Source organism: Neorhizobium petrolearium (assembly GCF_029854435.1).
Classification (GTDB): domain Bacteria; phylum Pseudomonadota; class Alphaproteobacteria; order Rhizobiales; family Rhizobiaceae; genus Neorhizobium; species Neorhizobium petrolearium.
The window spans coordinates 136,268-147,849 of record NZ_CP123000.1 but is presented as its reverse complement, the minus strand read 5'-3'; the positions used below and the strand labels follow the sequence as shown (position 1 = coordinate 147,849).

Below are 11,582 nucleotides of genomic sequence, written 5' to 3'. Positions count from 1 at the left end.
TCAGCCGCCGTTCCGTTCGGTGATGTCGGAAATCCGCCCGGGCAGAGCGCGATCATACTGGCTCAGCCCCTGCTTGACCCCAGCGGAAACCATGTCCTGAATCTCCCGGTTTCCACGGGCACCGGAAACATTAACATTGATATCCACTTTCTGCGGCCCGCGGGCACTGCCGGCCTGTTGACCTGGTTTTGTGACGGTCACCGTCTCGTTCGGGCTGGCCTTGAATGCCACAAGTTGGCTGTCAATCCCGCCGGCACCGCCGACCTGAAACGATCCGCCACTCGCAAAGCCGAACAGCCCGCCGAGCAGGCTGGTGATGATACCGCCAAAGCCACCGCCACCACTTCCGCCGCCCATGAGCTGGCCGAGGCTGGAGACTGCATTCGATCCGATTGAGCGCAGCGCATCCACCATCACGTCGCGCCAGTCTTTCGTTCCTTTGATCGCATCCGCTATGGAGGAGCCCACGTTGCCGAAGGCATTGGAGATCCCATCACCGACGCCTGCGCCGACATTCTCGATCCCGTCGAATGCACCCTTGATCCCGCCGGCCACGTTCTGTGCAGCCGCCACCGCTTCCGGCCCCTTGGTATTGATCCCGTTTGTCAGGCCTTGAACAATGTTGAGGCCGATATCGTGCATGACTTGCGACGGCGAATGAATGCCGAGGGCATCGCGGATGCTCTGGCTGATGGAATCCCCGATATCGTAGATCCCCTGCTTGACGCTCTCCCACTTCGCCTTGATGCCGTTCCACAGTCCTTCGATGATCTGTCCGCCGATCTCCACCATCTTTGCCGGAAGCGCCGCGAAAGCCGCGATCAGGTCGGCGACAAATTGTTCGATTACGGGCCCCACCGCATTGATCTTCGCCGATATCCCGTCCCATGCAGATATGAAACCAGCCCATGCACCGGAGAGAAATTGGCTGATCGCCGTGCCGAGCTGCTGGATCTGCGGCCAGAACGCCACGACGCCGGCTGCGAGGAGACCGATACCAGCCACCACGCCCGCGATCGGTAGCCCGACCGCGGCGATCCCGGCCGCGACCACGCCGAGCGGCACGGCAAGCGCCGCCATACCTGCTGTCAGCGCTGCGGCAATCGAAACGAACCCCTGCATTTCCGGAGAGAGCCCGCGAAAATACCCGACAGCCTGCACCAGCCAATCGGAGAATTGCGCCAGATAAGGCACAAGGTTGGTAGCGACCGCAGCAGAAATGTTGGCGAGCACGCCCTGAAGCCTGGAGATGTTGTCATTAAACGCCTCCGCGTTCGAACCCATCTCCTGGGTAAACACCGTACCGAAGGAACCTGCTTCCTTCATAAGATCCTGAAGCGCCTGCGATCCGCCGTTCAGCAGCGGAATCATGTTCGCGCCGGACCTGCCCATCAGTTCCATGGCAAGCGCGGTCTTTTCAGCCCCTTCCGGCATGTTTGCAAAGCGATCGGCGACCTCGGAAAGCACCTGGCTCGTCGATTTCAAGGAACCGTCCGCATTCGTAGCGACGATGCCGAGCTGCGAGAACGTGTCGAGCGCCGATTTCGAACCGTTCTTGGCCTCGTTCATCATCTTCGCCAGGCGCCCGACCGAGGTCTGAAGCCCTTCGAAGGAAACGCCGGAGAGATCGGCGGCATATTTGAGCCGTGACAGTTCCTCGATCGGTACGCCGATCTTTGCCGCAGCCTTCGACATCTCGTCGGCTTCGTTGATTGCCGAACGCACCCCGGCCGCGATCGCCGTACCGGCCGCAGCGGCAGCAGTCGCGGCAACAGCAAGCCCGGTCTTGATCGACGAACCAAGTTTCTTCATGCGGGCCTCGGCCTTCGTCGCGCCGCTTTCCAGTGCGGCAGAGTCCAGGCCCAGCACGACGCGAAGCGCCCCGATGACTGCATTCATGATTGTTTCGAACGTCCCTTGACGAAGGCGGAAACCTTGGCGAACTGTTCCTGCCAGTTTGCCTCGCGCGGCTTCTCAGCCGGTGATTTCCATGTAACGAGCTTTTCGAGCTTCCAGAATTTTCGCGGCTTGTCCGGCGCGTAGCGCGACATGAAGGCGATGTGCCATGCGAGCCAGGCAAGCGCCTTGAACCGGTTGCGCTGGCGGGCCTGCGCGCCGCGGATGATGATGTCGATTTCGCGGAAGGTAAGCCGCCAGAAGGTTTCCGGGTCTTGCCCGATCTCCACCCAGGCGGCGAGGCGGTCGGCCCAGCTTAACGCGCCGCCGCCCTTTTCGGCTTTCCCGCCGGGCTCGCCTTCACCTCCGGCATGGAGGCGACGATGACGGTCCCGATGAGTGCCGCGCTCTCGACGAGCCCGAGGCTACGCATCAGCACGCCGGCTTCCTGAAGCGTGATGTTCTGCTTCGAATAGGAGACGGCAGCGCGGAAGATGGACCGCAACAGCCGCATGTCAAGCTGCTCGTTTTCGGCCATCGTGCCGAACTCCTTCAGGATCTCGTCGGTCTTCTTGCCGAATTCATCCTCCAGTTCGCACCATTCGTTGGCGGAAAGGCAGAATTCGAGCCTTTCGCCATCGATCTCCTGGGATACGATTCCACGTACACTGTTCGTCATGGATCAACCTCAGGCCGCGATGACGTTGGCGGTAGCGGCGGTCTCGACCTCCGTGTCGAAATCGTCATTGATGGCTGTCACCACGCAGGTGACGGGAGAACCGACATCCGCCGTTTTGGGCACATAGGAAAGCCCCGTTGCGCCGACCACATCGACGTTGTTCACCTGCCACTGATATTCGAACTGCAACGAACCAGCCCAGATGCCCGGTTCCAGCTCCAGCGGCACGCCGACCTGCGCAGTGCCGATGATTGCAGGATTGGCGATTGCGCGGGGCGCGGTAGGCTCGGTAAGAATGTAATCGCCGGAAGCCTTGAAACTCACGTCGGCGGTCATCTTGTCGTCGGTCGGCGCGGTACGTTCATTGCTCTGCAGGTTGCCCTTGAACAGAAACTGGCAGCCGTTGGGAAACGTGACGCGGACGCGCTTCCGCTTGCCCTTCGCCGCGATCAGCGCACGGTCGGAAGTGGAACCGGGAACATAGTTCATCGAGAAGGAGCACTCACCGGAATCGCTCATTCCGTCGATGAATTCCCGGGTCTTGTTCGGACTCTGCATGTTGGAAGCGTCGACCTGGTCAATGGTGTCGGACGGCAGAGTAATATCGAAGATTTCTTCGATGTAGGTCATGTCCGTCGGCGTCGCCAAGTCGGCCATTTCGAAGGTGATCCCGTGACCAATGCGGGCTTTGGTATCAGGCATGATCGTGATCCTTTAGGATGAGTACCAGAGGAAGATGTCGGTGGAGCGCCGGAAGAGTTGCTTGCCGGCGGCGCCGTCCGGCTGGAAATCGCGGCGGCTTTCGATCAAGCCGCCCTGGAACGTTACGCCGGAGATCTTGCCCCGGTATTTTTCGAGAATGTCTGTCGCCGCGTCCGCACAGTCGCGGGCGGTGAGGAAGCGATCAGCGTAACCATCGACCTGCAAACGCACCCTCTCAAGACCGCTGCGGCCGGAATTCACGTGATCGATCTGGGAGCTGATCACCTGCAGGATCACGTAAGCTCCCGGTTGCGCTTTCTGCGGCAGGCGCCCCCAATGGATGCGATCTCCCATGAGGTATCGCACCCGCGCATCGGCGGTAAGCAGAGCCGTGACGGCCTCTTCCATGGATTACCTGCCCCTTGCCAGCCGCGCCGCTTCCCGTGCCGCCTTGCGGGCCTGCCGGCTGACGGCCTTTTCGATCTCAGTCGTCAGCTCTGATTTGACGATCTCCAGCGCTTCGCCCTGCTTCGCATCCCAAGCCGGCCGCAGGTGCGGCTCGGCCGCCTGATGCTCATTGCCAAACTCGGTTTGCACGGCCGCCGGATCGTTCGGGCCTGCGAATACTTCCACCGGGCTTTCCTTGCGGTGCTGCTGGCGCTGGCGTCGCGTAAGCTTCGTTCCGACACCATAGGACGCTTTCAAATGGCCTTCCTTTTCGGGCGCATTGTCCCGGCCGGCGTCGGCGATGACCTGCCCCGCCTTCATCAATGCCCGGCGCGACACGTTCTTGCCGGTCGCCCGAGGCAATCCACCGAGCGCCTTGTCAAGTTCCTTCAACCCTTCGACCCTGACCTTCAGCCGCATCACTCTGCCCTCGCCTGGCAATCGAATTCGCTCACTACGCCGCGCCCGATCTCGCGCACGGCGGTGATGTCCCATTCCTTGCCCTTGTAGCGGACCCGATCCTTGACACTCAGATCGGCGCGATAGCGGATATGAAAGGTCATGACCTCGGTACCGGCGAGCTGCTGAGCCTGAAACCGCTCTTCCCCGCGCACCGGCCGCGCCTGCACCCATACGGTTGCGACATCGGACCATCCATAAATCGGCTGGTTCGCCCCGTCGCGGCCGGTCTCCGTAAGCCGCACGATCGTCAACCGCTTGTCGAGCTTCCCCGCGCGCATCTCAGATGATATTCCGCCGATACGGGAAAGTCAGTGTCTCGACCGCCGCAGAAACAGGAAGAGAGGCAACAGGAACGCCGATCACGGTCTCCTCACGATTTTCATACCAGGCGCCCACAAGCAGAAGTATCGCCTGCTTAATATCCTTTGGCAGAGGCGTGTAACCCGCCTTGTAGGTAACGGCGATCGCGGCGATCTCATAAAGATCGGACGGAAAACTATAGCTATTCCGGAAGCGGCAGACGCTGACGCCGGCCGCATCGGTCTTGAGCGCGTATTCCGAAGACGATATCGTCGCGATTTGGCCTGCGCTATTCCGCCAAGTGACGCTTTCGATCGAGGCGACGGGCGACAGCGGTAGTCTAAGGCATTGTGAGAAAGCGTCGAACTCCTGTTTCCAGACCTGCTCGCCGATAACGACCACGCCGCCCAATGTGCCATTCCACCCTTCGAGATGACTCACCGCCGCGCCGATATAGCCCTCCAGCAGCGCCGTCACTTCGGCGAGGGCGACATCGTCGCCGTCGTCGATCGTGATGCGGCACTGCCGCATGGCCTCCTCGACGGAGACCGGCAAACCGGCGGCAGGAGTGACCAGAACGGGACGGTGCATAGGTTATGCGCTCTTGTTTTTCGGTGCGGCCTTCTCGGCCTTATTGGCAGGAGCCGTTTCGGCCTTGGTCTTGGCTTCCTTGAGCACGCCGGCGTCAACCAGATGCTTCACGTCGGAAGGGCTGGCCTCGCGTGTCTCGCCGGGCATGTACTGCCTGTCGCCATAGTGCTGGCGGATGACGTCATAGGTTTTCATCTCAGTCTCCTTCAGTTCATAGAGAGGGCGAGCGGACCCGCCCTCCTTGATGAGCCGAACTCGATCAAGCCACCCGGCCGAAGTCGCCGTAGATGAAGGCCTCGGGGCGGTAGACCGCCAAAGCGAGACGCTCCTCCGCGAGGATGGTGATCAGATTCTTGATGAAGTCATCCTCGGTGTAAGCCGCTTCGATGCGAGCGTCCCATCGGTCAAAAACCTGGGCGCCGAGACGGAAAGCCCCGGTCAGGAACTTGTCGACCGTCATGGCCTGCGTCTGCACGACAGGGAGCCCCCAGAGCGTCGGCGTGATGCTGCCCTGCGGATTGCCGATGATATAGCGGCCCTCGCCGTCTTTGAGGGTCTCGATCCACGTCCAGTCGATCGGGTTCATCACGTGACCAGTCGCCGGGTATTCCGCCAACACTGCCTGCAGCATCGCGAGACGCATCACATCGATGCTCGTCGGGCTCGTCAAAGTGATCGGCGCCGCATAGGCGGTGGCTTGCGGGATGATACCGTGCAGGTTCTGGCCGGTACCGTCGCCGTTGAGTAGTTGCTGCTCTTCGACATAGGCGAGACCGTAGAGTAGGCGCTGATCGATCATCGATCGGAGCTGGCTGATGTCATCCAGGACCTGCTTGGACGCCTTCATCCAGTGGGCAATCACCTTTGCCGACGTGGTAACCAGGTCCAGTTTGATGTCCGATGATGGCTTTGCCGCGCCTTCAGCGACAGGGGCGGCATTATTGGTGAAACCGGTCTCCTTCACATACTCCAGCGTGTTGCCATCCATACGGCCAGGCGTGAGTAGATCCCGAACAGTCATGCGGCGCTGGGGCAGCTGCATAACACCAGGCAAGCGAGTGTTCTGGATCGCATCGCCGACTGAGCCCGCGGCGTCGGTCGTCAGCGAGGTCAGTGTGGCCTTCACCTTCATGTCGGCGCCGCGAGCGCTCTTGGAGAACTTGCTGTCCTGGAAAGCCTTGAAGCTTTCCGATTCGGTGAACTGCTCGCCAAGCGATTTTTCGCCTTCCTCGCCACTCTTGTTGCCGCGAGCCATCTTCTGCTCGATCTCGGCAATCTGCTCGGTCAGGCCGTTCATCTTCACAAGAGCTTCGTCGGCCTTTTCCTTGAGCGAGGAGGCCAGTTCCTCGCCAGACTTTGCCTTGCCGAGTGCTTCTTCGGCGATCGCCTTGACGGCATCGACGGCCTGCTTGTGCTCGGTCTTGATCTGCGTCGCGAGAGCATTGATGTCGACGCCCTGGTCATTCGGCGGCTCAAAGACAATGCGAGGTGCGAAGCGGGAATAGCACATGCCAGCCACGAGCATAGCGATACCACCCGCCGCAATGAAGCGATGGTTATTCATGGGAATACCTTTCCGGAGTGTTTGAGGGTTTCAGTCTGTCTTCAGCATCTGCAGGAAGCGCAGGGCCTGATCGTTCGCCTTCTCGCCCTCGGATTCACTCCGAATGGCCTTCGCATAGCCGTGCGAGGCGATCGCAACGGCCATGCTTTTCGGAACCCCTGCCTCGCGCAGGATGTCCTCGAAATCCTTGATGGGCATGGGGTCGCCATCACGCAGCCGGCGGGCGAATTCGTCCATGCGCTCTGATTTGACGGTCTCCACATTCGCCCGACGATTGGCGGGGAATGAAACGATCGACACCTCCAGCAGGTCGACTTCAACCAACTTGCGCGGGCCGCCGTTTTCGGCTGGCTTGGTGTCGACCTCTCGATATCCGATGGAGAGCCCGCGGATCGCCTTGTTCTTTAACATGATGCGAACCTCGTCGGACTTCTGGACGCCGGACAGGAGGAGCCCTTTGACCCACAATCCCTTTCCGTCTTCGGCAAGCTCTTCCCAGACGCCGATGGGCGTCCATGGATCATGCTGCCACAGCATCAGTGGCATTGTCCCTTCACGACGATGTTTTGCAAGGCTGGCCACGAATGCCCCAGGCTCAACGCTTTCGTTGTAGCTGTCACGGACACCGAACACAGACCCGTAACCTTCGAAGATGCCCTCTTCCGACAGGTCTTTGACTTGCAGCTCGAAACCTTTGGTCTTCATCTCAGCTATCCCCGTTCTGGGCGATCATTTCCCGCAATGCGTCACGGTCGATCTCGACAATCGGCACATTCTGCATCTGCATGCGCGGCACGTCGCCACCGTCGACCCTTGGCAAGTTTTCGAGCGCGCGTACCTCGTTGATGGTCATCGCGCCGATTCCGGTCATGGCCTGGTAAAACCGCGCCCTACCTTGGCTATCTGCCCGCAACAGGCCTTCCAGGTTGAATTCGATCGTGATGCCGTTTGCGCGATCGGAGGGCGTGAGAAGCTGCTTTTCAAGCGCCTGCTCGATACGTTTGAGGCGACGCCGCAACGTGAACTTCTGAAATCCAAGCGTTTGTTGCTCAATACCGGTACCCCAGCTCGTCGACTTTTCGGTATGCCCGATCATGAAAGGAGGAACGCCGAAGAACCGGCAGATTTCCTCAACGGAAAAGCTCCGCGATTGCAGCATTTGGGCATCTTCCGGCTTCAGCGATAGCGCTTCCAACTTGGCGCCGCCTTCGGCGATATATGGACGGCCGGAATTGACCGCACCGAGATACTTTTCAGCCAACTCCGACTGGGCTAGAGCGCGTTGCTCTGCAGTTAGCCACTTCTCGAAAATGATCTGGAACGTCGGGCGTAGACCGTTCTTGAATGTGGATCCCGCCGATCTGTCGATGGCGCGCGCCAAACCAAACGTATTTCGACCGAAGTGAAGAGTGGACAGGCCGCCAAGCGGGTCGCCACCGAACCCGCGGATGTGCAGCACGCCGCTATCCGTCTCGACATATGATCTGCCATCTTGCGTCCACCTATACTCCAGCGTCCCGGTCGGCAACCGTCGTACAGACATTAGGCTTGGCGTCACCGGACGAAGAGCAATTACCCGGTCACCATTTCGCTCGATCTTCGCATAGGCACTGCCCCACAGTTCCAGCGAGGCGCTGAGGAACTCCCAGAAGTCTACGGCCGTCTGGTCATAGTTCGGGCTATCATGAAGGATGCGGTACAGCGCGTGCGCTTTGGCAACTTCCCGTTCTCCGGACGCATTGGTGCGGTAAACCATCAATGGTAGACTACCGATCGTCCCGGCCAGCAGATTGACGCACGCCCAGACCGCTGACAGGCCAAGCACCGTCTCTCCGCTGACAACCTCACCGGAATCCCCCTTCAAACCGTCTGGATACCAGACATCCGTCTGCCGAAGCGTTAGAGGACGAATGATGAGGCTCGCCATTTTGCGAAGAATGTTCACGCTGCCCCCGCCAGACTTTTGAAGTAGCCGTCCATGCCGTCTTCCTCGCCACCCATCGCCAGCCCGACTCCCATGACGGACGCTACGGCGCCGTCGATCTTGTCGAGTGAGTTCTTCTTGTCCGGCACATAGTTCAGGTTTGCGTCGAAGCGCACCGTGCAGTGGCCGAACATCCACGCGAGAACCGGGTGTCCGCCATGCTCGACCTTGCCGGCGAATACCAGGCGCTCCAGTTCCTTGGTCGGGCCCGAAAGCGTCTGATGCCCCTGTCGCATCTCCACCTGCAATTCGGCGTCCATGCCGTCATGCTGCAAGTCTCCCGCGAGTTTGCGGGCGTTCCACGGGTCGAAGCCGAAGGCCTGCACGTCGAAATGCGCGCAGGCATCCTTGATCGCTTCCTGCACGAAGGACTGGTCGACGGAATCGCCGGGCGTGGTGCGTAACGCACCGCTGGATACCCACTTTTTCCAGTCCACTCGCCGATCCTGCTCCGCCCGCTCATCAAGCGTTGCTTCCGGCACCCAAAAGAGCGGGATGATCACCCAACGTTCACAGGTATCATCCGGAGGAATGACAACGACCAACGCGGTAAGGTCTCTGGTCGAAGAAACGTCGCAGGCGAGAAACGCCTTTCGCCCCTTATGTTGGTTCCAGAGCGCCGGCCAGGACTTCGCATCGATCGTGCAGGCCGCCCATTTGGTGCGCGGTATCCAGCCGGAAAGCTGGTCCACCCAGCGATTGAGATGGTAGCACTGGAAGATTGCTTCCTGTGCCGGCCGCCCCTTGGCTTTCTTGAACTCGGTACGAAGGTAATCGAGTGTCGGTGTCAGGCCGAGGCTTGGATTTGCCTTTCTCCAGACCGTTTCGTCGGTCCAGTCGTCATCCTCGTCGATGCCGAAAAAGAGGACCAGCGTGGCGGGATCGTCGATCTCGCCACGCATGATCGCTATGGACTCTTCGAACCATTCGAAGCCGGTACGGTTCTGCTTCCGACCGGATGTCGAGGCGTAGAGCTCGATCGGTTGCAGCCTGGCGCCCGTTCCTTGCCGCAGCGTGTCGGCGAGATCGCGGGTTTTCCATTCGTGGATCTCGTCGCCGACGATGACGGTCGGCGAACGTCCGTGTTTTCCGTCCGGTGCTCCGGTGAGGAGCTGGCAGAGCGAGGTCGTTTCCCTGAGGAAAATCGACTTGTCGTGAAGGGAAATCCGCTCGTTTCCCTTCGCATCCTCCATCAGTCCATCCGCCTCGCGGATGATGTCCTGCATCTTGCCGAACGGAACACGGCCCTGATCCTCGTTGCGGCCGAAGACGTAGGCCTCGGCGCCGTGGATCTTCTCCAGCACGAAGAACAGGACGGCGAGCGCTGCCAGGAATTCCGATTTCCCGTTCTTGCGCGGGATCCAGAGATCGAGCCGACGGAAAACCCTGACATGCTCGATCGCCGGTTTGTGCGTGGCCGGATCGATGACTTCGATCGGCTTTTTCCAGCCAACCAGAAGGCGAACCGTGATTTCCTGCCACTTGACCAGCCGGAACGGGATGCCCTTGAACCGGTCATTGGTCAGCCGGAAGATGCGCGGCCATGCGGCAACGACCTTGTCGGCCTTGGCATGGTCGAACCATGCCCCCGGCACCGCCGCGGCACGGTTCCAACCTGACAGTGCCCACTCATAGGCCGGATCGTCCGCCACGTCTGCGAGCCATGCCGGCAGCGGTGCCGGCGTGGTCACCTCCTCAGTTTGGTCGGACGCCTGGCGGTGGGCTGTCTGCCCCATTCATGAGATCCATCGGGTCTTCGGTCGGCTCGCCGGGCGATGGCGATCTGTGAGATTGGTCGGGATGGGTGCCGCCGAGAGGCAATTTGCCTTGCGCTCGGTTGAAGGATTCGACGCGGACTATGTCCTGGTCGCGGAGCGGCGTGAAACCGAACTCGGCATCGAGGAGGCGCAGCGCTGTTTCGCACCGTGCCATGAAATCGATGTTCGGATGTTGCCGGATGACGGTTTCGCCGTCGCCCTTCTTCACCTTGATCGATGCCCCGCCTCTGGGAAGATCGCGCCGGAGCTGGTCGGCTGCCGAAACATAGAATTGCGTCCAGATGCAGTAGCGGGCAAGGGCGTGGCGATAGCCTGGGCGGCGCCGGCCTGCTGCTCTGAGCACTTCCGACTGTTCCTTCCAGACTTTGATCGCCAGCGCCCAATAGGTCGGCGCCTTGGTGAACAGTTCCGGAAGCGGAAACGGATCGTCCGGCGTCGCCTGCATGGCGGCGGCAGCCTCCGCAGCGTGCTCGATTTCCTTCTCGACCGCCTTTTTCCGGCGCCCGGGGAACCCTTTTGCCGCCTGCAGCAGCGGGTCATCCTTTCGCCGTCCCATCGTCAGTTCTCACCGGTCCCAGAAAAAAAGTTATCCGTCAAAAATAACGCGCCCCTTTTTTTTGTGTGAGGCCGCCGGTCAGGAAGGGGGTGGGCTGGACTTTTGACCCACCCCCGGCCTCAGGCACCGAGGCCGGGCAGCATGCCCATGGTGAGGCGCTTTGCGGTCTCGCTGTTCAACCAAAGCTCGATTACGGGTATGCGACCGGCCCGCCACATCGCCTCAAGCTGCTGCTTCACGCTGTTATGATGCCAGTCGCACGACGACTGCCACATGCCCGTGTCCCAGAACTTGACCTGGTCGCCTTCATGGGGCTCGACGTGATCGACGAGAGTGGCTGGCACGACGAGGCCGACAGCCTCGCATCCTATGCAGATCGGCGAACGAGAGAGATGCGTCTTGCTGGCCTTGGACCATCGCCACGTGTAGCCGCGATCGCTGGCGCTGCCTCTCCACCTGTCCGCCTGACGCTTCTGCTCTTGCCGTGTCGGAGCACCTGCCGGCCTGAACTGCTTCGCGCGCTTCATACCCTTGATGCGACAAAGGCGACCATTCGGCCGCCTTCTCATTCGTTCAGACATGGCTTGCGCACTGGCCTTGAATCGATGGCTCTCAGTTGAGCC

Annotated in this window: 15 protein-coding genes; all 15 read right to left on the bottom strand. The window is 60.5% G+C overall.

What is annotated here, in order from left to right; translation table 11 throughout:
* Entirely contained in the window at window positions 1–1,899 is a 1,899-nt protein-coding gene (locus QEO92_RS00790) for a phage tail tape measure protein (protein WP_227701831.1), read from the bottom strand.
* A complete protein-coding gene (locus QEO92_RS00785) occupies window positions 1,896–2,186 on the bottom strand; it encodes a hypothetical protein (protein WP_227701829.1) in 291 nt (96 codons plus the stop codon). Before QEO92_RS00785 ends, QEO92_RS00790 begins: the two co-directional genes overlap by 4 nt.
* 26 nt (window positions 2,187–2,212) lie before the next feature.
* Entirely contained in the window at window positions 2,213–2,575 is a 363-nt protein-coding gene (locus QEO92_RS00780; protein WP_227701828.1) for a hypothetical protein, read from the bottom strand.
* A gap of 9 nt (window positions 2,576–2,584) precedes the next feature.
* Window positions 2,585–3,277 (bottom strand): phage tail tube protein, encoded by a 693-nt coding sequence (locus QEO92_RS00775; RefSeq protein ID WP_227701827.1) that lies wholly within the window; start codon window positions 3,275–3,277, stop codon window positions 2,585–2,587.
* A 12-nt stretch (window positions 3,278–3,289) separates the two neighbouring features.
* Complete coding sequence (gp17, locus tag QEO92_RS00770; protein WP_227701826.1) at window positions 3,290–3,685, bottom strand: tail completion protein gp17; 396 nt, start codon at window positions 3,683–3,685, stop codon at window positions 3,290–3,292.
* Window positions 3,686–3,688: 3 nt separating this feature from the next.
* Window positions 3,689–4,144, bottom strand: coding sequence for an HK97-gp10 family putative phage morphogenesis protein (locus QEO92_RS00765; protein ID WP_227705063.1), 456 nt, complete (start codon window positions 4,142–4,144; stop codon window positions 3,689–3,691).
* Window positions 4,144–4,464: a phage head closure protein gene (locus tag QEO92_RS00760; RefSeq protein ID WP_227701825.1), complete on the bottom strand. Its 321-nt coding sequence runs from the start codon at window positions 4,462–4,464 to the stop codon at window positions 4,144–4,146. Before QEO92_RS00760 ends, QEO92_RS00765 begins: the two co-directional genes overlap by 1 nt.
* A 1-nt stretch (window position 4,465) precedes the next feature.
* Complete coding sequence (locus QEO92_RS00755; protein WP_227701824.1) at window positions 4,466–5,077, bottom strand: head-tail connector protein; 612 nt, start codon at window positions 5,075–5,077, stop codon at window positions 4,466–4,468.
* A 3-nt stretch (window positions 5,078–5,080) separates the two neighbouring features.
* Window positions 5,081–5,272: a hypothetical protein gene (locus tag QEO92_RS00750; RefSeq protein WP_227701823.1), complete on the bottom strand. Its 192-nt coding sequence runs from the start codon at window positions 5,270–5,272 to the stop codon at window positions 5,081–5,083.
* Window positions 5,273–5,336: 64 nt separating this feature from the next.
* Window positions 5,337–6,641 (bottom strand): phage major capsid protein, encoded by a 1,305-nt coding sequence (locus QEO92_RS00745; protein ID WP_227701822.1) that lies wholly within the window; start codon window positions 6,639–6,641, stop codon window positions 5,337–5,339.
* Between the two features lie 30 nt (window positions 6,642–6,671).
* A complete protein-coding gene (locus tag QEO92_RS00740; RefSeq protein ID WP_227701821.1) occupies window positions 6,672–7,346 on the bottom strand; it encodes an HK97 family phage prohead protease in 675 nt (224 codons plus the stop codon).
* A gap of 1 nt (window position 7,347) precedes the next feature.
* On the bottom strand, window positions 7,348–8,586 hold the full coding sequence (locus tag QEO92_RS00735; protein ID WP_227701820.1) for a phage portal protein: 1,239 nt from the start codon (window positions 8,584–8,586) through the stop codon (window positions 7,348–7,350).
* On the bottom strand, window positions 8,583–10,361 hold the full coding sequence (locus tag QEO92_RS00730) for a terminase large subunit (RefSeq protein WP_227701819.1): 1,779 nt from the start codon (window positions 10,359–10,361) through the stop codon (window positions 8,583–8,585). The genes QEO92_RS00735 and QEO92_RS00730 overlap by 4 nt, the downstream gene beginning before the upstream one ends.
* Window positions 10,321–10,959: a P27 family phage terminase small subunit gene (locus QEO92_RS00725; RefSeq protein ID WP_210048237.1), complete on the bottom strand. Its 639-nt coding sequence runs from the start codon at window positions 10,957–10,959 to the stop codon at window positions 10,321–10,323. The genes QEO92_RS00730 and QEO92_RS00725 overlap by 41 nt, the downstream gene beginning before the upstream one ends.
* A 119-nt stretch (window positions 10,960–11,078) precedes the next feature.
* Window positions 11,079–11,486 (bottom strand): HNH endonuclease, encoded by a 408-nt coding sequence (locus QEO92_RS00720; RefSeq protein ID WP_227701818.1) that lies wholly within the window; start codon window positions 11,484–11,486, stop codon window positions 11,079–11,081.
* Window positions 11,487–11,582 lie beyond the last annotated feature (96 nt).